Here is a 22,108-nt window from a genome sequence, read left to right on the forward strand (position 1 = left end):
CGGTCGGTCGGATCCGGCAGACGGTGTATCGCGGCATCAAGCGGGTCGACCAGCACTTCAAGCTGACAATGGTCGCGAGCAATCTCACGCGCATGGCGCGAATAATGGGCGCGGGGCATACCGGAGCGGTGCAATGAGCCGCCGATGCGCGCGGCCCGCGAGGCCTGGCATCCCCGCGCAGGCGCGTTGCCTGCGCAAACTGATCGGCGCATCCGGATTTCAGTTGGAAATTGCACACGAAACACTCCTGATCATCGCTTCGGTCCTCATGACGAGGTGCTTTTCAACAACCTGCTAGAGCTCGCATCTGGGATACAAACAAGCAGGCTGTAAGAATGAGTCTGATCGCGGATCGGCTTCGGGACAAGACGTTCTTTGAGTCACTGGTCCAATACAGAGCGAAGCGACTCGGACTATCAGCAAACGGTGTGGCAGACAACATGAGGTCTGCCCTCACGCCTAAGCGCGATGAGATCTTGAATCTCATTGGCAAATACAGCGAAGGTGGCACGTCCCACGGCGTTCTGGAAAAACTAATGAGCCTACGCCGCGCGGATCGAGGAGGAGTCGACGACCACGCGCGACCAGTCTATGCGGTCAGCTTCGCGTAGCTTTGCAAGAAGCAGTTCGTGCAGTCGGTCCCAGACGCCGGCGGCCTGCCAGTCGCGTCGACGGCGCCAGCGGCTCATGCCGCTGCCGCAACCCATCTCCCGCGGTAGCAGGTCCCAGCGCAGGCCCGTCTGCAGGATGAACAGGATGCCGGTGAGCACTGCCCGGTCATCGAGTGGTTTGCGTCCAGGGTAGCGTGAACGGCGTGGTTTGGGTGGGGGCAGCAAGGGTTCAATGAGTGCCCACAACTCATCATCGAGTATCGGCTTGGCCATGTCCTTTCCGTTACCGAAACAACGATGAAGCTAACATCAATCGCTGCGAGTTAACAGCCCCCGTGCATCATTTTGTTAAAGGTTCTTAGTCTACCCCTCGCTTTCCTTCCCTGGCTGTCGAATCTCGCCATCGGCCACCACTCCCTATCAATTGCGCAGTTACACAGATATCACGCGGCCATATCCACGTGTGAGCATGCCGCTAGAGGTCCGGTGTGACAACGACGACCTCAAGGTAGAGGTAGACAGGGCGCTGATTGATTTTGCCCGCGTCCGAGCAATCGGGGCGTAACGCATCTCATCGGCTACAGACACACATACCGAATTTGTCGATCTCGGTCGGTTCATCAATTGTCGCCGAGCGAAAGTTCGACTCTACCCGCGTTGCGGTCATCCGATACTGATTGCGCGCTTCCTTGGCGACCATCAGGGAAGTACAGATTGCATGCATGATTAGACCCCAAATAACTGCGTCGCTCTGGACGTTGCTAGGTGCGGCGGGTGCGAACTTGTGTTCCGAAGACGACATCAGCCTACTGAGATCGGCCGGCTAAGTGCGTAGTTTTGCCGGTTTGGCAATGAGAAGGCGTGGGCGCCAGCCGGCGTCACCGCTAGAAAGTGAAGTGCGTAGTTTTTTGTATGCACAGAGATAGTGTCGACATACGAAATGCGTTGCACTGATTGCCGCGATAACGACAGACGCAATACGTTCTACGGTCCTTGCACGAGTCTGCGTACAACGTGCCAACGCACTGATCGGCGGCTTTCCGCAATAGTGAAGCTTTAGCTTCCCCAAACCCGTTCAGCCCGTGAACGGCCGACCGCTTTGCTTGTCCATTACATAGTTGACAGCACAGGGTGGACACGTCTGATGGCCGATCACGCCTCCCCGCCTCTCCACAAAACTCGCGACGAGCGGCATGCGTTCGCCGCTCAGGCCGCCCCTTGCGACGATCTCGCCATTCTCGCGCAACCCGCTGGCGATCGCCCGTGCCACCGCAAGCGGCTCGCCCTCGCAGCGACGATTCTCGGCTCCAGTATGGCCTTCATCGACGGCTCGGTTGTCAACGTAGCGCTGTCTGCGATCCAGAGCGAACTCGGCGCGAACGTCGCGGCGATGCAATGGGTCGTCAATGCGTACCTGTTGCTGCTCGGCTCACTGGTGCTGGTGGGTGGAGCAATGGGCGACAAGATTGGGCGGCGCACGGTGTTCATCGCGGGCGTCGGGTTGTTCACGGCGGCATCGGCGGCGTGCGGTTTCGCACCCAGTTCCGGCGTGCTGATCGGGGCGCGCGCGGTGCAGGGCGTCGGCGCGGCGCTGCTCGTGCCGAGCAGTCTCGCGATCATCGGCGCGGTCTTCGACGAGCGCGAGCGCGGCCGTGCGATCGGCACATGGGCCGGCGTTGGCGCGATCACGTCGGCCGTGGGTCCCGTCGCGGGCGGCTGGCTGGTCGATGCATTCTCGTGGCGCGCGATCTTCTATCTGAACCTGCCGCTCGCGGCCGCGACGATCGCGCTCGCGCTGTCGTCGGTGCCGGACAGCCGCAACGAAGGTGCCGCGCGCCGTCTTGACTGGGCAGGCGCGCTCACGGCAGCCGCCGGGTTCGGCGCGCTCGCGTATGGCCTCACGCGCGCCTCCTCACGTGGTTTCAACGATGAGATAGTGATCGGCGCGATCGCTGCGGGAATCCTCGTCTGTGCGGTTTTCATCGCGATCGAAGCGCGTAGCGAAGACCCGATGATGCCGCTCGACGTGTTTCATTCGCGAGACTTCAGCGGCGCGAACCTCGTCACGTTGCTGCTGTACTTCGGCCTCGGCGGCGCGCTGTTCTTTCTTCCGTTCACGCTGATTCGCGCGCACGGGTACTCGGCGACGGAAGCTGGCGCGGCGCTGTTGCCCTTGCCCGTCGTGATGGGCGGTCTGTCGCGCTTCACAGGCGGGCTCGCGACGCGCCTCGGGCCGCGTGCATTACTGACCGTCGGCCCATTGATCGCGGCTGTCGGCTTCACACTGCTCGCGCTGCCTGCGCTCTTCGAGACGGATCGTGAAACCTACTGGACGAGTTTTTTCCCCGGGCTCGTCGTGCTCGGCCTGGGCATGACAATCACCGTGGCTCCGCTGACAACGACCGTAATGACGGCCGTTCCCGCCACGCGCACGGGCGTCGCGTCGGGCATCAACAATGCCGTTGCGCGCATCGCGAGCCTGCTGGCAATCGCCGTGCTCGGCATTGTGTTCATATGGTCGCATGGCGCGGCGCTCGCTGTGCGCCTCGAACGGCTGAACATTCCGCCCGACCTGCATCGCGCTGGGCAACTGCTCGAACCCGACACGTCGACGCTGGCGAGCGCGCACGCCGTGCCCGCGCGGATTCTCGAGGCGCAGGCGGAAGCGATCGATGCGGGATTGCGGGCTGTTGCGTTGACGTCCGCAGCATGCGCGTTGCTCGGCGCGGCGTGCGCGGCGGCGATGATCCGTGGGCAAAGGGAGAGACAAGGCGAGATTCAGGAGCAGGCACGATAGCGTGCCGGACCGGTTTCCGCTGTACGGCGCAAGTGGCAAGTGGATACGAAGGGACGCGTGATGCGGATCGTACGATCGGGCAAGGGGCGCCTTTCTGTGCAGTCAGTGCGGCCGCGCGGACCTGGTTGCCCGCGACTCGCCACACCTGTTCCGTCTGCCACGCGAAGTCGTGTTCACGGCTATGGCTGGCAACGGAATACGGAAACGTGACTTTCAGCCGCCGACATGTTTCGCCGTTTTCTTTCCATTCGCCTGTTTCTTTGGGCAACGCGACAGGTGGCTCTCGCTGAAGCTGCGGCGCCAGCTGTCGAAATAGCAGGCGCCAAAACCGGTTCACGCCACGACGGTACTTGCACGATATTCAGCGTTTCCGGCCAATAGCACTCGACTTAGCGCCGAAATTGTTGCAATGCCGCGATAGCTGCTAAGCTCAGCGCGATGCGGGTTGTCTCAAAGCGAGGAACCTCGTTTGAACCGGCATCCAGTTCGATGTGTATTCGAAATACCAAGACTCACCGGCATAGAGAAGCATCTCTATGCCCGCAACGCGCGCGGGGAGCGGCTCGTTTCATTGAGACGGTCGTACGCCCCATGCGCAGATTTCAGGTGTACTGTGCGACGACCTTTCAGATCACGGTTAAAAGCGAAAGCAAAAGCTCTGCTGCCGGACTTACTCTTCCTTTCGCTTCTGCATCGAAAAGAAGTAGGGCGATTTCCAAATCTGATCCGGCCGCGCACATTCAACGAACAGATCCTGAGGAGAAGCCTGAAACCTGATCCTCGATACGCTCCTCTGACGGACAAGCTCGGCGTACGCGAATACGTAGGCAGAGTGCTTGGAGAACAGTTTCTCGTTCCTCTGATTTCCGAACCCGCGGGATTTACGCCATCCGTTTTCGATTCTCTTCCGGATTCCTTTGTCATGAAAGCGAATCACGGAAGCTCGTTCGTAGAAGTCGTGCACGACAAATCGAAAGCCAGCTTTGAGGGACTGCAACATCTCGCTACCCGCTGGCTGTCGACCAATTTTTATGGAAACGCTCGTGAGCGTCACTACAGGGACATCGAGCCGCGATTGTTCTTCGAAACGCTTTTGCTCGACAAAAGAGGAGAGATCCCTGCCGACTATAAGGTGCATTGCTTCGGTGGAAAAGCGGGGCAACCCGAGATGTTCATCCTGCATATCAGCGATCGCTTTGGACAAGACCCGCGTGGCAACATCTATGACGTGAACTGGAATCATCTCGACGTATCGGTCGGCGGGTATGCCCGTAGTGTCATGCCGGAGCCGCCTCCCGATAACCTGGCGATGGTTCTTCAAGTCGCTGAGACGTTATCTCAGGGCTTTGACTATGTGCGGGTCGACTTATATGCCTTCGACAATACAATTTACTTCGGTGAATTGACATTTACGCCTGGTGCAGGGGTCGTGCCCATGTTCCCCGATCATATCGATTTGGAGTGGGGCAAACTCTTGAGAACCGTGGGTTCTACGGATACTCAATGAAGTGATTGCATCTGCATTGGCTGCGGCGAAGTGGTCTACACCATGATGAATCCGCGTCGCATTCCGAGCATCACCGCTTCGGTGCGGTTCGTCGCACCGAGTTTGCCGAAGATGGAGGAGAGGTGAAATTTCACCGTGTTGTCCGAGATGTCGAGTTGCCGCGCGATCTCCTTGTTGCCGAGTCCGTCGGCGAGCATCGCGAGCACTTCGATTTCGCGCAACGTCAAGGCTTCGAACGGTTTGCCGGATGCCGTCTCGCGCGGCGGTTTTCGTCCGGCCAGCAGCTTTGCAAGGATGTCGGGTGACAGCACGCAAAGGCCCGCGGCGACGGCTTCGATGGACACAACGATTTCGGCCGGCATCGCGTTGCGCGGCAGGATTGCCACCGCATCGGCGGGCGGCGCATCGAGGATCCAGTCGCTGTCCGTGTCGTCGCTCAACAGGACGAGCGCCGGTGTCGCGTGCGCGAGTTCGAATAACGTCTTGAGCGCGTCGCTCACGTCCGGCTCGATGTCGGTCACGACTACATCCGGCACCGAACCGGCGAGGCAATCGACGAGCGTTTCGGCGTCCGCTGCGCTACCGAGGAACCGAAGTGCCGGGTTCGCCTCGACAAGCGTTTGCAGGCTCGCGCGCACCAGCGACGATGCCGCAATCACCGCGACCCGCATGGGCGCCATGTGTACCATCTGTCCATCCGACATTTCGCCGCTTCCCGGACCTTATCTGCACGCATGCCGTTGAGGGCGTTCGCCCACCGTTACAGAACACGCATGGCGTTCGCCACCTCGGATCAACGCGATTTGCAACTGCTGTCCAATGCTTGCGGAGCCCAGCGCGGCGTGCACGTCGTCCATGTCGCGGCAAGGCTTGCCGTCCAGTTCGATCAGCACATCGCCTATCAGCACGCCCGCCTGTTCCGCGGGACCGCCCGGCGCCAGCGAATTGATCAGCAATCCGCTGCTGAACGGCAGGTTCATTTTGTCGACCCACGCGTCCAGCAGGTTGACCTGCTGCGTGCCGACGCCAAGGTAGCCCCGTGAGACACGCCCTTTAGCCAACAGTTCGTCGGTGACGCGCTCCACGGTCATCCCGGGAATCACCATGCCGGCGCCGCGCATCAGTGCCGACGTGCAGATGCCCATGACCTGCCCGCGCATATCCGCGAGGGCCGCGCCGGAGAAACCCGGGCGCAGGCCGCCGTCCAGCCGCACGAACGCGTCGAGCTGTCCACCTCTCCATGTGCGCCAGGAACCACCTGTGCTGCCGATCACGCCGAAATCAGTGCTAATGCCGAGTTCGTCCGCACGCGCGACGGCGAGCGCAAGATGACCCGGCTTCAGTGAGCGCGGATCGCCAGAATCGATGGGGTCCAGATCCACGCCGTCCAGTTTCAGCACGCCGACGTCGGTGCCCGGATCCAGGCCCGCGAGCACTGCGGCGACGGTACGGCCATCGGTCAACGTGACTTCGATCCCATCCTCGCGCCTGATCGTATGGGCAGCCGTCACGACGACGCCATGTCGCCAGATTACCCCACTTGACGGCATGCGATGCCGGCCGTGTACTGCCACGACACTTCGCCCGACTCGCCCGACAATGTCTGCCAGATTGTCCGAGAAATCCATCAAAGGATTTCCGCTCGAGGATGTGGTTTCCATTTCAAGTCTCCTGCCAGTTGCGATGCGACCTGCTTGCGCCTCGCGTCATCGATTGCTCGGCTATCCATGCGGATAGTGTTGTGACGACGGGTTCACAATGACAGAAGAAGAGGGGGGCGCACACCACCCAAATGGGTAGCCGGATAGATACAGTGCGGATTTCACGATGCGGCGTGAGGCAGAGCGGAGTCGCCGTTGACGAAGCCGCACAGCGCGACCTGGAGCGGCTGCTTTGCTCCCGGGACTGTCGAAATGCCAGCAAACGCTAAGCGAGCATCAACAAGGCATCAGCGAGCGAGAGCACCGTTGTGCGCGAATCGAAGGCAGTTGAAAAAAGATGATCGTGCACGATCTGGTCTGGGTCGTAGCAGCAATCCTTGACCGTGAACAGGCGGAAGTCCGCATCGCTCGCGTACGCAACCGACGACAGCACGACACCCGTCGACGCAATGCCCACCATGAGCAGTGTATCGATACCTTGTGCGCAAAGTTGTGCCTGCAGATCGGTACCGAAGAACACGCTGGCACGATGCGCGATGACGAGCGGTTCAGTAGCCTTCTGGCCGAGTTCCGGCGCGATCTGGTCGTCGACGAAAAGACCAAGTTGCTTGATTCCCTGGCCGTTCCTGTTCAGCGGACTGACTTCCGGATAGCCCGGACTAAAGTGGATCTTGGCGAAATAGACGCTGACGCTTCTGGCCCGCGCGGCGTCACACAGCTTGCGCGTATTGGCGAGCAAAGCGGGCGCGACCGATGGAAATAGCTCCAGGATGTCAGTCTGATAATGCATGACCACCAGAGCGGTTTGCGATGGAACGATCGCCGGAATCGGCATCTTCATGCCGTGCGCCTCGGCGGCGCTTTCCATGTCCTGTTGATGGTCTGCCGGATCGACGGGTCCGGGTTCGATGATGCGTGGCGGCATAAGGCTACGCGATAAAGAAAGTTGCCCGACTCTACCACGATCATCGTGAAGCGAAATTTCAAGGCGCGATGCATGACCGGCTGGCTTGCAGAAAACGTATCCATTTTCCAGCGATTTCTTTCGACGCCTACCGCGTGTGCAATCTCGCCGCGACGTTGGCGAGATGATCGCGCATGCGCGCATAGGCGGCATCCGCATCGCGTTCCAGCATGCAATCGACGATCGCCTTATGCTCTGCCGCGAAGCGTTGCCGATTGCGGTCGTCGACTGTTTTTTCGCGCAACGTCGGCCGCGCGCGCACGCCGTTGATCGCTTCCATCAGCGCGATGATGGCGGGGTTGCGCGTCGCCTGGGCGATCAGCAGATGGAAACGGTGATCCCACTTCTGCCACTCCTCGTCGTCGCGCGCAGTGGCGTTCTTGCGCGCGCAGTTCTCGAGTTCCGCGAGATCCTCGGGTGAGGCTTTGATCGCTGCCAGCGCGACAAAGGCCGGTTCGATGGCGAGCCGCATCTCGGCGATATCGGCGGGACTCGTGCGCGCGCCGAGTCCCGCGACCGTCGGCGTGAACCTGATCGGGCGGCTGCCCAGATAAGTGCCGCGTCCGACCCCACGCCACACCCGCCCCGACGCTTCAAGCGTCGACAGCGCGGCGCGCAGTTCGCGTCGCGACAAGCCGAGCATTTCCGCCAGTTGCCGTTCCGGCGGCAGCGCGTCGCCATCGCGCAGCCCGCGCTTGCTGATGAAGGCATTCAACGCTTCTACGCTCATCGCATGTTCCTCTTCGCTATTTGAACCAATATTTATTGGTTCAAAGTATAAAAAGCATTTGCGGGATTTGCAATGCCAATCGAATCAGAGCTTGACACCGCTTTTTTGTACGCAAACATTAAAAAAACGACAGCGCACGCGCTGGCCAGAACGGAAAAGCGGCGAGCCATTTTCTGGCGAACCAAATACAAATTGGTTCAAAAAGGAGGAGTTCAATATGGGATTCACGACGCGCCCGGAACTGATCGGCACATTCGGCATGGTGGCGAGCACGCATTGGCTTGCCAGTGCGTCGGCGATGGCGGTTCTTGAGAAAGGCGGGAATGCGTTCGATGCCGCGGCGGCCGCCGGCTTCGTGCTGCAGATCGTCGAGCCGCACCTGAACGGGCCGGGCGGCGAGCTGCCCGTCGTGTTCTATTCGTCGCGGGAAGACCGGGTGCGCGTGGTGTGCGGTCAGGGCGTCACACCGGCTGCGATGTCGATCGAACGCATGAAGCAGATGGGCCTCGATGTGGTGCCGGGCACAGGCCTGTTGCCCGCCGTCGTGCCCGGCGCGTTCGGCGGCTGGATGGCGCTGCTGCGCGACTACGGGCAACTGCCGCTCGCCGACGTGCTGAGCTACGCGATCGGCTACGCAAGAAATGGCTATCCGGTGATTCCGCGCATGTCCGCGTCCATTCTCGCGATACAGGAGTTCTTCAAGTCGGAATGGAAGACGTCCGCCGCCGAGTGGCTGAAGGACGGCGAAGCACCGCGCCCCAATGCGCTGTTCGCGAACCCGGCCATTGCGCAGACGTACGAGCGCATTCTGAAACTCGCGTCGTCGAAACACGATCGTGCCGAGCAGTGCGAAGCCGCTCGCCATGCGTTCTATCGGGGCTTCGTCGCGGATGCAATCGATCAGTATTTCCGCAGCACGCCCGTGCTCGATACGTCCGGCAAGCGGAATCGCGGTCTGCTGACGGGCGACGATCTGGCGCGCTGGCAGCCTTCATACGAAGACCCGGCGTCGTTCGAGTACGAAGGGCTGACGGTGCACAAGACGGGGCCTTGGGGCCAGGGGCCGGTGTTCCTGCAACAGCTTGCGTTGTTGAAGGGCTTCGATCTCGCGTCGATGGACCCGACGGGTCCGGACTTCATCCATACCGTGATCGAATGCGCGAAGCTCGCGTTCGCTGACCGCGAAGTGTTCTACGGCGATCCGAATTTCTCCGACGTGCCGCTGCCAACGCTGCTGAGCGAAGCCTATAACGACGAACGCCGCAAGCTCGTCGACGGCAAGCACGCGTCACTCGAGTTCCGTCCTGGCGCGATCGGCGACAGCGCCGCGCGCGCCGCGATCATCGTCGCGAATGCGGGACGCGAGCAGCCGGGCGGATTCGGGCAAGGCGAGCCGACCTTCGCGCCCTTGCCGGAACTGCGTGGCGATACGGTGCATCTCGACGTCGTGGACCGCTGTGGCAACATGGTGTCCGCGACGCCGTCGGGCGGTTGGCTACAGGCATCACCCGCCGTGCCGGGCCTTGGTTTCAACATCACGACGCGCGCGCAGATGTTCTGGCTCGAACCGGGGCTGCCGTCGTCGCTCGGTCCTGGCCGGAGGCCGCGCACGACACTGTCGCCGACGCTCGTCACGCGTGACGGCAAGCCGTATGCCGCGTTCGGTTCGCCCGGCGGCGACCAGCAGGACCAGTGGTCGCTCCAGCTTTTCCTCAAGCACGTGCACGCCGGCATGAACCTGCAGGCCGCCGTCGATTCGCCGACCTTCCAGACCGCGCACTTTCCGGGCTCCTTCTATCCGCGCGCGATGCAGCTCGGAAAGATGTCCGCCGAAGCGCGCATCCCCGAAGCGACGCTCGCCGAATTGCGCCGCCGTGGGCACGATCTGACGGTCGCCGAGCCGTGGTCGCTTGGCCGCGTCTGCGCCGTCGGCATCCGGGACGGCCTGATGTGTGGCGCCGCGACGCCGCGTCAGATGCAGGCGTATGCGATCGGCCGTTAAACGTCACATCTCATAGCAGATCTTCTGGAGCGCTGTCATGTCATCCATTGCTGCCCGCCTCGAGCGGCTGCCCCTCTCGGGCTTTCACCGCAAGCTGCTCGTGATCGGCGGACTCGGCTATATGTTCGACGGACTCGATTCGACGTCGCTTGCGTTTCTACTGCCCGTGGTCAGCAAGCTGTGGCACCTGTCGAGCGTGCAAAGCGGGCTCGTCGCGAGCAGCACGTATATGGGGTACTTCTTCGGCGCGTTCCTGTCGGGGGTGCTCGCCGACATCATCGGCCGGCGCCGCATCATGATGTCCGCGCTTTCGATCTATTGCGTCGCGTCGTTTGCGAGCGGCATGGTTAACGACTGGCACGCGTTCTTTGCGCTTCGCATCCTGGCCGGCTTCGGCTCGGGTGCGGAAGCCGTCGTCATCGCGCCGTTCCTCGCCGAGTTCATTCCGCGCCGCTATCGCGGCATGTTCTGCGGCGCGCTCGTCGGCTTCATGTCGTTCGGCTATGTGACGTCGTCGATTCTCGGCTATACGGTGATCGGCAAGTTCCCTGATGGATGGCGCTATATGGCCGTCATCACCTCGCTGCCGGTGGTCATGCTGCTGTGGTGGCGCAAGACGCTGCCGGAATCGCCGCGCTGGCTCGAAGCGCAGGGCCGCGTTCGCGAGGCGCTTTCTATCGTCGAGACCGTCGAGGCGTGGTTCGCGAAGCAGGGCATCGCGCTGTCCGAGCCGTCGTTCAGCGAAACTCCCCTGGCTGTTCCCACGAAACCGCGCGGGGCATTGGGCAACGTGGCAGCGATCTGGTCGCGCAAGCTCGCGAGAACGACTGCGGTCAGCTGGCTGATGTGGTTCTCGGTCGCGTTCGCGTACTACTCGTTTTTCTCGTGGATTCCGAGCCTGCTCGTCAAGGAAGGGCTGACGATCACGAAGAGCTTCGGCTACTCCATTGCGATCTACGGCGCGCAGATTCCGGGCTACTTCTCGGCGGCGTGGCTCAACGAAAAGATCGGCCGCAAACGCGTGGTCGCGAGCTACATGCTGCTCGGCGGGGTCGCCGCGATTGCGCTTGCCTTCTCACACACGGCGACGCAGATCATGGTGGCGGGCATCTGCCTGTCGTTCTTCATGAACGGTGCGTTCGCGGGTGTCTATGCATACACGCCCGAAGTCTTCCCGACGGCGGTGCGCACGACGGGCACGGGCAGTTCGTCTTCGTTCGGCCGCATCGGTTCGGTGAGCGCGCCGATCCTGGTCGGCTTCGTGTATCCCGCAGCGGGCTTTCTCGGCGTGTTCGGCATGACGACGGCGGTGCTTGTCGCGGGTGCATGCGTGGTGCTCGTGTTCGGCATCGAAACGCGTGGTCGCTCGCTCGAAGAGATCGAAGCGCAAGAGCTTGGCGCGCGCGCCGCGCCTTCTCCGCTTCCATCGCGCGATGCGGCGTCCGCCGCGACATCGGAACAGCAGGCGGCTTCCAGCGGACGTGCCGGCGCCGCCGCCAAACAGTTTTGAGCACGCGAATGCACAGGGATGAACCGCATCATGCAGCATGACTCCACGCAGCACCACGCGCTCTCGATCGCCGATGTCTCGCTCCTTGCGCACGCGATCCGTCAGACCGACCAGCCGAAGGCCATCTTCGAGGCTGTCGAGCAGGTCGCGCAGAATGCGATCGGCTTCAGGCTTTTCACGATCATGTGCTTCGATGCGGAGCGATTCGAAGTCGAGCGGCTGCACTCGAACATGCTCGACGTGTATCCGCTGAGCGGCCGCAAGAAGAAACACGGCAGCGTGTGGGGCGAGCACACGCTGCGTGACCTGAAGCCATTTCGCGCGACGACGCCCGATGGCATCCGCGTCGCATTCGACGATCACATGGTGATGACGGGCATGGGGCTCGGATCGATCCTCAACATACCGGTGGCGTACAACGGCCGATGCGTCGGCACGATGAACATGACGCACGTCGCAGGCTGGTACACGCAGGCGCATGAAGAGATAGGCCTGCTGCTTGCAGCGTTCATCGCGGCGCCGCTTGCATTGCATCAGGCGGCGAGCGTAAGCCCGAGTGGGGTGTCGTGAAAGGTCGAAAGTCTGCTGAAGTCGACTCCTGACTACTGTCGCAAAGGAAATTGGTCATCAGGCAAAACGACACGACGCGCAACGGCCGCACCCGGCGATGGACGGTTGCGCCGCTTTACAGAACAGCCTCGGCGACGAGTTGCAACGCCGGGGCAAGCTTCATATACACCTCGGGACGCTCGAGCGCGTAAGTCAGATTCCTTTGCGCGATCTGTACGTGTTCGGTCGCGAGCGCCTGCGCGCGCGTGCCTTCGCCGTGCTCCATTGCCTGCACGAGGCTGTGATGCTGCTGATGGGCCATGAAGAGCCATTGACGCCCTTCTTCAATGGCGGACTGCATCGGCAGCATCGCGCTGGCTGCGGCGAACGGCAGGCGATTGTTCATTTCGATGGCGCGAATCAGTGCCGCGTTGCCAGAGCCCTCGACGATCAGCTTGTGAAAACGGTTGTTCATGTCCGTATATGCGGCGTAGTCGTCGAGATCGAGTTCTGATTTCGCGAGCAGCCGGTCGCCCGCGCGCAGGCATTCGCTCAACGCGTTGGACAGTTGTCGCGGCACGCCATGTTCTGCGACCAGACGCGCAGCCATGCCTTCGAGGTGCCCGCGCACTGCGATCGCATCGGAGATTTCCGCGGACGTGATGCGCCGCATGACGTAGCCGCCTGCCGGAGACGGCTCGACGAGCCCTTCCTGTTCGAGCGTCGTGAGCGCCAGCCGAACCGGCGTGCGCGATGCCTTGAGCCGCTCGGCGAGCGCCACCTCGCCCAGGCGTTCGCCTGGCGCAAATTCGCCCTTCAGTATCAGGTCGCGCAAGTACACCAACACGCGTTCTTGCTGGGATTCCATTTCTTCTCTCCAGTGGCGGCCAGGCCGATGCGGGACGCCGTATGTGTCGCTGATTGTAGATCAAGTGAGCTGATGCCACGCGTTGGCTTTCGCGAGATTTGGCACGCATGTTTTTGGATGTATGCAACACGCACGCAGATGGTCAATTGCTCCAAAGTCTCTCGTTCCAGGGAAAATCCTGGTGAATGTAAAAATATAGATATAAATCAATGAGATATGTAATTTATTTTGTGACTTTGTGAGTCTGCCGACAAATCAGAGGCGTTTCGATTGCATACATAGCTTGAATATTTGAATTCTTAGGCCTATTCTCGGTCTTCATCAGCAGCCGGTTTGCATACAGAGCGCCGGTTGATGCATTCAACACAACCGGAGGCAAGCCATGATGAGTTCCCAGCAAAACGAGACGATCACGCGCGTCGGCCAAGGCACACCAGCCGGCCGGTTGCTGCGCAATTACTGGCAGCCCGTTGCGCTGGTCGAGGAACTGCCCGCCACGCGTCCCGTGAAAGCCGTGCGGCTGATGGGGCAGGACTTCGTCGTGTTCAAGGACGAACAGGGCCGCTACGGCATGCTGGACCGCGACTGCCCGCACCGTGGCGCCGACCTCGCGGCAGGACGTCTCGAAGCAGGCGGTCTGCGCTGCGCATTCCACGGCTGGCTCTTCGACGTCAACGGAGCCTGCCTGTCGACACCCGGCGAGCCCGTCGGCAGCACGTTGTGCAAGAAGGTCCGTCAGAGTGCGTACCCGGTGGTGGAGCGCAGCGGCATCCTGTTCGCCTATATCGGCAACGGCGAGCCGCCCGCCTTCCCGAATTTCGACTGCTTCGCTGCACCGGGCGAATACACGTTCGCGTTCAAGGGCCTGTTCGAATGCAATTGGCTGCAGGCGCTCGAAGTCGGTATCGATCCCGCGCACGCGTCGTTTCTGCATCGCTTCTTTGAGGACGAGGACGTGAGCGAAAGCTATGGCAAGCAGTTTCGCGGCGCGTCGGCGGACTCGGATATGCCGATCACGAAGGTGCTGCGCGAATACGAATCGCCGGAAATTCTCGTGAGTCCCGCCGACCATGGATTGCGCCTCATCGCGAAGCGCCCGCTCGACGACACGCAGACGCACGTGCGCGTGACCAACGTCGTATTCCCGCAGGCCTTCGTGATTCCGATGAGCTCCGAGATGACGATCACGCAGTGGCACGTGCCCGTCGACGACGAGAACTGCTACTGGTACGCGATTTTTACGAGCTTCGGCGCGCCGACCAACAAGGAGCAGATGCGCGCGCAACGTCTCGAACTCTACGAGCTGCCGGACTACACGTCACGAAAGAACAAGCGCAACCACTACGGCTTCGATTTGAAGGAGCAGTTGACCCAGACCTACACGGGAATGGGCTTCGACATCAACGTGCACGACCAGTGGGCCGTCGAGTCGCAAGGCCCGATCCAGGACCGCACGCGCGAGCATCTGGGCACGACCGACAAGGGGATCATCGCGTACCGCCGTCTGCTGGTGGACGCGATCGAGAAGACGCAAGCGGGCGAGAAGACGCTGATGATGCTCGACGAACAGGCGGCCGCGCACCTGACGGGACCCGCATCGATCGACGGCATTGGACCGGCGCAAGGTTGGGACGAGTACTGGAAGGAGTCCGACCTGAAGCGCCGCAACGCTGCTCGTTGGCCCGCGCCCAAGGCTTGAATCGCATCCCGCAAACCAGAATGGAGCGCGCGGGCGCCCGAGCGCCGCGCGAATCGACATGTCCTTTGTAGAAACCCACGGCTTGTGGACGGACGACCAGCATGCTGCCTACGCCGAGTTGCTGGAACGCCTCAAAAAGCGCGATGTTCAGGTCGTTCGTTTTTCGTTTCCCGATCAGCACGGACTGCTGCGCGGCAAGACGCTCGTCGTCGATGAAGCGATCAAGGCGTTCAAGTGCGGGGTAACGCTCACTACCACGCTGCTTGCCAAAGATACGTCGCATCGCACCGTATTTCCTGTGTACACGACGGGCGGCGGCTTCGACATGCCCGAGATGCAAGGGGCCTGCGACACCATGATGATCGCGGACCCCGAAACCTTCCGCGTATTGCCGTGGGCGCCGCATACCGGCTGGGTACTGTGCGATGCCTACTTCAACAGTGGCAGGCCGGTGCCGTTCGGCACGCGGCATCTGTTCCGACGCGCGCTGGAGCAACTCGGCAATCATGGCTTCGAGTTCTGCTCCGGACTCGAAGTCGAGTTCCATGTCTTCAAGGTCGCCAGCCCGAACATGAAGCCGGAACACGCGGGACAACCAGGCGTGCCGCCCGACATCGAACTGCTGTCGCATGGCTATCAGTATCTGACGGAGCTGCGCTATGACGCCGTCGATGAAGTGATGGAGATGCTGCGGCGTGGCATCGAAGGGCTCGGGTTGCCTGTGCGGTCGCTTGAAGTCGAATATGGGCCGAGCCAGTTCGAGTTTACGTTCGCGCCGACGAAGGGCGTTCGCAGCGCCGACGACATGATTCTGTTCCGCAGCGCGGTCAAGCAGATCTGCCAGCGCAATGGCTATCACGCGACTTTCATGTGTCGTCCGCGGATTCCGAATGTGGTGTCGAGCGGATGGCATCTGCATCAATCGCTCGTGCGCGTGGCCGATGGAAAGAATGCATTCATGCCCGGCGACAACACCGCGCCGCTTTCGGCAAGCGGCCAGCACTATCTCGCGGGCCTGCTTGCTCACGCGCAGGGCGCGACTGCTTTGTCGACGCCGACCATCAACGGCTACCGGCGCTATCGGCCGTACTCGAACGCGCCGGACCGCGCGAACTGGGGACGCGACAACCGCGGCGCGATGCTGCGCGTGCTGGGTGGCGCGAACGATCCCGCGACGCGCATCGAGAACCGCGTCGGTGAACCGACTGCAAATCCGTATCTGTACTTCGGCTCGCAGGTGCTATCGGGACTCGACGGTCTGCGGCGCAAGCTCGCGCTTCCTCCATCGGCCGACACGCCGTACGAAACGCAAGCCGATGCGCTGCCTCGCACGCTGGGCGACGCAATCGCCGCGCTGCGCACCGACGAATGTCTGCGCGAAGGCTTCGGCAGCGCGTTTATCGACTACTTTTGCAAGCTCAAGGAAGCGGAGATCGACCGCTTCAACCTGGAAGTCACCGAGTGGGAACACCGGGAGTATTTCGAAACGTTCTGATGGTGTTTCCATCGAAGGAGAGAAGTCATGCCTATCGTCACCTACATTCTGCGCGACGGTGACCGCAGAGAAATCGATGTGCCCGCCGGCACCAGCGTGATGGAAGCCGCGATACACAACAACGTCCGTGGCATCGACGCCGAGTGCGGCGGTTGCCTGTCGTGCGCGACGTGCCATGTCTATGTCGATGCGTCGTCCACTGCGGAGATTCCATCGCCCGACGACTCCGAGCTGGAATTGCTCGATGGCGTGGCCGCCGAACGTCGTCCCGAGAGCCGGCTGAGTTGCCAGCTTGTCGTAATGCCCGCGATGCACGGTCTGGTCGTGCAGATTCCGCCGAAGCAGGGCTGACATCATGAAACGTACGCTGGTGATCGTCGGCGCGTCGTATGCGGGCGTGCAACTCGCGGCGTCCGCGCGGGAACTCGGATTCGACGGAGATATCGTGCTGCTCGGCGATGAGCCCGACGCGCCGTATCAACGTCCGCCGCTGTCGAAGGGCTTTCTCACGGGCAGCTTTGCGGAGGAGCGCCTGCCGCTGCGTTCGCAGGCGTTCTTCGAAGAAGGGCACATTCAATGGAGGCCGTCGACGCGCGCGAGCCGTATCGATCGCGAGAGAAAAGCAGTCGAACTGCACGACGGCACGCGCATCGCGTACGACCATCTCGCGCTGGCGACGGGCGCGCGCGTGCGCAAGCTCGAGTGCCACGGCGCGGCGCACGATGCCGTTCACTATCTTCGCGATCTGCGCGATGCAAGGCGGCTCGCCGAGTCCGCGCGTACGGCACGACGTGCCGTCGTGATCGGCGGCGGCTACATCGGGCTCGAGGCAGCGGCGTCATTGCGTCAGAGCGGGTTGGAAGTCACTGTTGTCGAGACGGAGCCGCGTTTGCTCGCGCGAGTCGCGTCGCCGTGGATGTCCGCCTTCATGCAGCGCGCGCACACCGCGCATGGCGTCTCGTTCGTATTCGGACGCAAGGTGGTGAAGCTGCACGACACCTACGATGTAGTGTCCGTCGAACTCGACGATGAAACACGTCTGCTTTGCGATCTCGTTGTCGTGGGCATCGGCGTGATCCCGAACACGGAACTCGCGGCGGAATGCGGATTGAAGGTCGCAGGCGGCATCTTCGTGGATTCGTATGCGCGCACCAGCGACCCGGCGATCGTGGCCGCGGGCGATTGTGTGTCGTTCGTGCCTCACTGGGCCCCTGACGGTTCGCCGGCGTGCCGCATCGAGTCGGTGCAGAACGCGAACGATATGGCCAGAACGGCAGCCGCTTGCGTCGTCGGGCGCGCCGAGCCGTATCGCGCGCTGCCGTGGTTCTGGTCGGATCAATACGATCTGAAGCTGCAAATGGCGGGCGTGAACGCAGGCTTCACGGACTTCGCCGTGCGCGGCTCTGTTGAAGACAATCGGTTCTCGTTGTTTTACTTTCGCGGCGAAGCGCTCATCGCAGTCGATAGCATCAATCGGCCGCAGGATCACATGCTGGCCCGCAAGCTGCTCGCAAACGGCGCACCGGTTTCGCCGGCGCAGGCCGGCGACCCGCAATTCGATCTGAAGACGCTCGCAAGCGGCGAACAACGCGTCGCGCAAGGAGCGGCATGATGCGCGACCGCAATCGAAGCCGGCCGCTGGTGGGCGTCGTGTGCGACCGCTTTTTCGTCGGCGAGCACGATCTGCATAGCGCGAAGCACAGCTATGTCCGCGCGTTGATGGCAGGCTCGCGCGTGAGCCCCGTTCTGATTCCCGCCTCTCAAGACATCGATTCGATCGAAGGGTATCTCGACGGTGTGAGCGGTTTGCTGTTTCCGGGCGGCGCATCGAATGTCGAGGCGAGGCGCTACGGCGGACCTGTCGATGCCGACATGCTCGTCGATCCCGACCGCGATCACGTCGCGCTGGAACTGATGCGTGGCGCAGCCGCGCGGGGCATGCCTTTTCTCGCGATATGCAGGGGCTTCCAGGAAATGAACGTGGCCTTCGGCGGGACGTTGCACGCCGACATTCAAGCGTCGGGGCACTCGGCGGACCATCTCGAAGACCTCGATGAAGACCTGCACATTCGCTATCGATACCGGCACGACGTCGAACTCGTTGCGAAGGGCACATTGTCCGCGCTCGCGGGTGGGCGACGCGTGCGCGTGAATTCGCTGCATCGGCAGGGCGTGGCGGCCCTCGCGCCAGCGCTGACTGTCGAGGCGCGCGCCTCTGACGGGCTGATCGAGGCGTATCGCCTGAGCGGGCACGACTTCGCGCTGGGGGTGCAGTGGCATCCGGAAGCGATGATGGAAAGCGATGCGCTATCACGCGCGCTCTTCGAAGCATTCGGCGCAAGCTGCCGCCGTTACGCCGCGCTACACGCAGCCGCTCATCACGAGAGTTAGACCCATGTCAGCAGACCGCATCGACCTCAACCTGTTGCGCGTGTTCGACGCGATATTCGAGGACCGCAATCTCGCGCTCGCGGGCAAGCGTCTGAACCTCAGTCAGTCCGCGATCAGTCACGCGTTGGCCCGGATGCGCGACGTGCTCGGCGATGACCTGTTCGTGCGCACGGGAAGGGGCATGGAGCCGACCGTGCGCGCAATAGGCATGGCGGTGCAGGTGCGAGGGGCGCTTGCGCAAATCAGGGCCGCTCTGGGCGTGGATGCTTTCGACCCGAGTGTCGCGCGGCGCAAGTTCGTGGTGGCCGCGAACGACTACATCACGTCGCTCGTGCTGGGACGGCTCAGTCAACGCCTGCGCGCCGATGCGCCGCTGGTGGACCTGGTCGTGCGGCCGTCGACACGGCTCGATCTCGCGGGACAGATCGACGTCGGCAAGATCGATATCGCGGTCGGCATATTCGCCGATGTCCCGTCACGCTTTCGCTCGGCGAAGCTTTGGGAGCAGACGGACGTCCTTCTGCTTCATCGCGACCATCCGATCGCGGACCGGCCGATCACGCGCGACGATCTGCTGTCGTATCCGCTCGTTGCGATTTCACAGGGCGGCGAGGAGGAGGGCGCCGTGGGCGGCTTTATCGTCGAGCGAGGGCTGGCGCGGCAGTCGGAAATGTTCAATCGCGAAGCGTTCAACCGCGCCTTTGCAAATGCCGTCGAACCGCCACGGATGCGCATGTCCGTCGCGCATTCGCTTGCGATTCCCGCACTGCTTCGTCATAGCGACATGCTCGCATTGGTGCCATCGTCATTGGGCCGCGAACTGGCGCGCCATGGCGAGCTGAAGATGTGCGCGACGCCCTACGATTGCCCCAACGTCACCGTGTGCGCCGTCTGGCATGAGCGCAACGACGTCGATCCCGCTTTGCAATGGCTGAGGCATCAACTTGCCGATGTCGCGCGCCAGGTCCGCAGCGGTTGATTCGATCCGTTCAAGATCGATATGCAAACAATTCACTGCACGGCAGCTTGTGCGCTGACTCGAGCGAACGTCGCCGAATCGGCGGGAAATGCGCGCGTTTTCTATTCAATGCGGTTGCATCGCGAGAACACTTCGACATTTCTCACTTCATTGCATGCCGCGCTTTCGTAATCGCCCGGGTTGTTCGGCCGATTTTGCGATCCTAAGCTTGGCGCTCGCTGGAAATCGCGTTGTTGCACCTAGCGGCGTTCATGCGAACCGCGCGAACGAATGGCTTTCGACACAGGCGGGCAGGGCAGGGACCGGGCTTGCATCGGCCGCGCCGACAATTCAACTCCCTTCGATGAGGATGCAATGGAAGAGACCAGGACCGTCGATGTACAGGCGCTCATCAATGAGCACCCGTTCTCCCGCTTTCAGTGGCTCGTGTTTGCGATGTGCTTCGTGATCGTGCTGATGGACGGCTTCGATACGGCGGCGATCGTTTTCATCGCGCCTTCGTTACTTTCGCAGTGGCATATCGGCAAAGCGGCGCTTGCGCCCGTGCTGAGTGCCGCACTCTTTGGACTCGCTTGCGGCGCGCTGCTCTCGGGTCCGCTGTCGGACCGAATGGGGCGACGACTCGTATTGATATCGGCTGTGCTGCTATTCGGTGTTTCGTGTTTCGGTTCGGCGTACGCAACGGACTTGACCGAACTGACTGCGCTGCGCTTTATCACAGGCGTCGGCCTGGGTGCAGCGATGCCTAACGCCGTTACGTTGATGAGCGAATTCTGCCCGGACGCCCGACGCGCGACCATCGTCAATCTGATGTTCTGCGGATTTCCATTGGGTGCTGCATTTGGCGGATTTCTCGCGGCATGGATGATTCCGCAGTTCGGCTGGCGCAGCGTCCTGCTGTTCGGCGGAACGGTGCCGTTGCTGCTCACGGCGATGCTCGTATTCATGTTGCCCGAGTCGGTCCGTTACATGGTGGCCAAAGGGCACCCGGTCCATCGGATTCGCAAGGTACTGGCTCGGATCAGCGCGCGCGCCGGTTCCGCGCAAGCGTTCATCATGCAGGAAAGCGTGAAGCATGCGCACGGGAGCGGCGGCATACGCATTGTGCTTTCGCGTTCGTTCATCGTCGGCTCCGTGATGCTGTGGCTTTGCTACTTCATGGGTCTCGTCATCTTCTATGGACTCGTCAACTGGATGCCCGTCCTCCTCAAAGAGGCGGGAATGAGTTCGCAGCGCGCCGCGCTGGTTTCCGCGCTGTTCCCACTGGGTGGCGCCGGCACGGTGTTGTGCGGGATGCTGATGGATCGCTTCAATGCGAACCGCGTCGTCGGCGCAGCGTATGCATTGGGTGCGATCAGTGTGTACGCGATTGGCCAGGCGATCGGCAATATCGGCTTGCTGGCGTGCGCGGTGTTCGTTGCGGGCGTGCTGGTGAATACGGCGCAGGCGTCGATGCCCGCTCTCGCGGCGGCGTTCTATCCGACGGCGGGGCGCGGAACGGGTGTCGCGTGGATGCTGGGGGTGGGACGATTCGGCGGGATTGCGGGTTCGTTTCTCGTCGCTGAACTGTCGAAGCAGCAGGTCAGCCTGTCCGGCATCTTTACCGTCGTGGCAATCTCAGGTGCGGTGTCGTGCGCGGCGCTGCTGATCAAACAGGCAACCAGCAACAACACCGTAGCGTCCGAAGTGCCTGACGGCGAATCGCTCGCGCACTAGAAAAAACGAGCCTCGGTTGAGGCTCGCTTTGTCGATGCTTGCTCGCAAGCCGCCATTGCATCTCAATGCAAGAGTGGCTCGATGTTGTAAGCGATGCGACCCGCCGGCAGGAAGAAAAGCGCAATCACTGCGCCACCCTTGGCCTCCGGATAATGATGGCTGCCCGGCGCGGGCGCGGTCCAGCCGCCATGGCACCAGCCATTCGGTCCCGCGAGCGTGGCCCCTTCGTCGAGCGGCACGACCAGATTGAATTCCCCGTACGGGTGGGCGTGATAGTCGCCACGGAAGCTGCCTTCGGGATTGTTCTGCATGTTGTCGGTGCTGTCCATCAGCACGGCTGTGATGCTGAAGTAGAACGTCTCCGCGCAGGGCGCAACGAGCCGCGCGCGCCGATATCTCGGCCCGGCAATTTCGACGTCGGCGGCCCAGCCTTCTTTCACGCCTTGGGTAACGAGCGTGGAAAGATCCTTGTATAGCTCGCTGTCGACGCCGTATTTCGAGTTCAGCCATTGCTCGACTTCAGTACCCGTCGTCATGTCCTTGACCTCTTCGAGAAAAGGCAGGCAGCGCGCGATGAGTTGATCTTTGGTGCTGGTGACATCGGATTGAGACATTCACGTTCTCCTTGA

At 61.9% G+C, this 22,108-nt stretch carries 18 protein-coding genes and 2 pseudogenes; 13 read left to right on the forward strand and 7 right to left on the reverse strand.

Features of this window, described 5'->3' with window-relative positions:
* Positions 1-137, forward strand: a pseudogene (locus tag GCT13_RS30220) (IS5/IS1182 family transposase); the annotation flags it as partial.
* Between the two features lie 411 nt (positions 138-548).
* Here GCT13_RS30220 and GCT13_RS30225 read toward each other — a convergent pair.
* Positions 549-884 (reverse strand): annotated as a pseudogene (locus GCT13_RS30225) (transposase); the annotation flags it as partial.
* An 871-nt stretch (positions 885-1,755) separates the two neighbouring features.
* Between GCT13_RS30225 and GCT13_RS30230 the strand changes: the two are divergent.
* Both GCT13_RS30230 and GCT13_RS30235 read left to right on the forward strand, forming a co-directional pair.
* Positions 1,756-3,408: an MFS transporter gene (locus GCT13_RS30230; protein ID WP_152764381.1), complete on the forward strand. Its 1,653-nt coding sequence runs from the start codon at positions 1,756-1,758 to the stop codon at positions 3,406-3,408.
* A 613-nt stretch (positions 3,409-4,021) separates the two neighbouring features.
* Positions 4,022-4,915, forward strand: a complete 894-nt coding sequence (locus GCT13_RS30235; RefSeq protein WP_321574718.1) for an ATP-grasp fold amidoligase family protein — start codon at positions 4,022-4,024, stop codon at positions 4,913-4,915.
* A 35-nt stretch (positions 4,916-4,950) separates the two neighbouring features.
* Here the strand turns inward: GCT13_RS30235 and GCT13_RS30240 are convergent, their stop codons facing one another.
* The 4 genes from GCT13_RS30240 to GCT13_RS30255 all read right to left on the reverse strand — a co-directional run bounded on the left by GCT13_RS30240 (position 4,951) and on the right by GCT13_RS30255 (position 8,270).
* Positions 4,951-5,619, reverse strand: coding sequence for a response regulator transcription factor (locus GCT13_RS30240; RefSeq protein WP_152764385.1), 669 nt, complete (start codon positions 5,617-5,619; stop codon positions 4,951-4,953).
* Positions 5,620-5,637: 18 nt separating this feature from the next.
* Complete coding sequence (locus tag GCT13_RS30245; RefSeq protein WP_152764486.1) at positions 5,638-6,543, reverse strand: S1C family serine protease; 906 nt, start codon at positions 6,541-6,543, stop codon at positions 5,638-5,640.
* Positions 6,544-6,841: 298 nt separating this feature from the next.
* Positions 6,842-7,444 (reverse strand): isochorismatase family cysteine hydrolase, encoded by a 603-nt coding sequence (locus GCT13_RS30250; protein WP_152764387.1) that lies wholly within the window; start codon positions 7,442-7,444, stop codon positions 6,842-6,844.
* Positions 7,445-7,628: 184 nt separating this feature from the next.
* Positions 7,629-8,270, reverse strand: a complete 642-nt coding sequence (locus GCT13_RS30255; protein WP_152764389.1) for a FadR/GntR family transcriptional regulator — start codon at positions 8,268-8,270, stop codon at positions 7,629-7,631.
* A 217-nt stretch (positions 8,271-8,487) separates the two neighbouring features.
* Here GCT13_RS30255 and GCT13_RS30260 point away from each other — a divergent pair, with 217 nt between their 5' ends.
* Genes GCT13_RS30260 through GCT13_RS30270 form a run of 3 tightly spaced genes read left to right on the forward strand, consistent with a single transcriptional unit; the run spans position 8,488 to position 12,352 of the window.
* A complete protein-coding gene (locus GCT13_RS30260) occupies positions 8,488-10,272 on the forward strand; it encodes a gamma-glutamyltransferase family protein (RefSeq protein WP_152764390.1) in 1,785 nt (594 codons plus the stop codon).
* A 37-nt stretch (positions 10,273-10,309) separates the two neighbouring features.
* Entirely contained in the window at positions 10,310-11,782 is a 1,473-nt protein-coding gene (locus GCT13_RS30265) for an MFS transporter (protein ID WP_152764392.1), read from the forward strand.
* Between the two features lie 30 nt (positions 11,783-11,812).
* A complete protein-coding gene (locus GCT13_RS30270) occupies positions 11,813-12,352 on the forward strand; it encodes a GAF domain-containing protein (protein ID WP_227747085.1) in 540 nt (179 codons plus the stop codon).
* Between the two features lie 115 nt (positions 12,353-12,467).
* Here GCT13_RS30270 and GCT13_RS30275 read toward each other — a convergent pair whose 3' ends face one another.
* Positions 12,468-13,199, reverse strand: coding sequence for a GntR family transcriptional regulator (locus GCT13_RS30275; RefSeq protein ID WP_087736104.1), 732 nt, complete (start codon positions 13,197-13,199; stop codon positions 12,468-12,470).
* A 382-nt stretch (positions 13,200-13,581) separates the two neighbouring features.
* On the opposite strand from GCT13_RS30275, the gene GCT13_RS30280 reads away from it, so the two are divergent.
* The 7 genes from GCT13_RS30280 (at position 13,582) to GCT13_RS30310 (ending at position 21,479) form a co-directional block, all read left to right on the forward strand.
* On the forward strand, positions 13,582-14,898 hold the full coding sequence (locus tag GCT13_RS30280) for an aromatic ring-hydroxylating dioxygenase subunit alpha (RefSeq protein WP_152764396.1): 1,317 nt from the start codon (positions 13,582-13,584) through the stop codon (positions 14,896-14,898).
* A gap of 58 nt (positions 14,899-14,956) precedes the next feature.
* Positions 14,957-16,393 (forward strand): glutamine synthetase family protein, encoded by a 1,437-nt coding sequence (locus GCT13_RS30285; protein ID WP_152764398.1) that lies wholly within the window; start codon positions 14,957-14,959, stop codon positions 16,391-16,393.
* A 27-nt stretch (positions 16,394-16,420) separates the two neighbouring features.
* Positions 16,421-16,744 carry a 2Fe-2S iron-sulfur cluster-binding protein gene (locus tag GCT13_RS30290; RefSeq protein WP_152764400.1) on the forward strand — a complete coding sequence of 108 codons (324 nt, stop codon included), beginning with the start codon at positions 16,421-16,423 and terminating at the stop codon, positions 16,742-16,744.
* 4 nt (positions 16,745-16,748) lie between these two features.
* Positions 16,749-18,005: an NAD(P)/FAD-dependent oxidoreductase gene (locus tag GCT13_RS30295; RefSeq protein ID WP_152764402.1), complete on the forward strand. Its 1,257-nt coding sequence runs from the start codon at positions 16,749-16,751 to the stop codon at positions 18,003-18,005.
* A complete protein-coding gene (locus GCT13_RS30300) occupies positions 18,002-18,784 on the forward strand; it encodes a gamma-glutamyl-gamma-aminobutyrate hydrolase family protein (RefSeq protein WP_227747086.1) in 783 nt (260 codons plus the stop codon). The genes GCT13_RS30295 and GCT13_RS30300 overlap by 4 nt, the downstream gene beginning before the upstream one ends.
* A 4-nt stretch (positions 18,785-18,788) precedes the next feature.
* Positions 18,789-19,763, forward strand: a complete 975-nt coding sequence (locus tag GCT13_RS30305) for a LysR substrate-binding domain-containing protein (RefSeq protein WP_152764404.1) — start codon at positions 18,789-18,791, stop codon at positions 19,761-19,763.
* 354 nt (positions 19,764-20,117) lie between these two features.
* Positions 20,118-21,479, forward strand: a complete 1,362-nt coding sequence (locus GCT13_RS30310) for an MFS transporter (protein WP_152764406.1) — start codon at positions 20,118-20,120, stop codon at positions 21,477-21,479.
* 62 nt (positions 21,480-21,541) lie between these two features.
* On the opposite strand, the gene GCT13_RS30315 is transcribed toward GCT13_RS30310, so the two are convergent.
* Positions 21,542-22,093 carry a 4-hydroxylaminobenzoate lyase gene (locus tag GCT13_RS30315; protein WP_152764407.1) on the reverse strand — a complete coding sequence of 184 codons (552 nt, stop codon included), beginning with the start codon at positions 22,091-22,093 and terminating at the stop codon, positions 21,542-21,544.
* Positions 22,094-22,108: the final 15 nt, after the last annotated feature.

This window comes from Paraburkholderia franconis, from assembly GCF_009362735.1.
Lineage (GTDB): Bacteria > Pseudomonadota > Gammaproteobacteria > Burkholderiales > Burkholderiaceae > Paraburkholderia > Paraburkholderia franconis.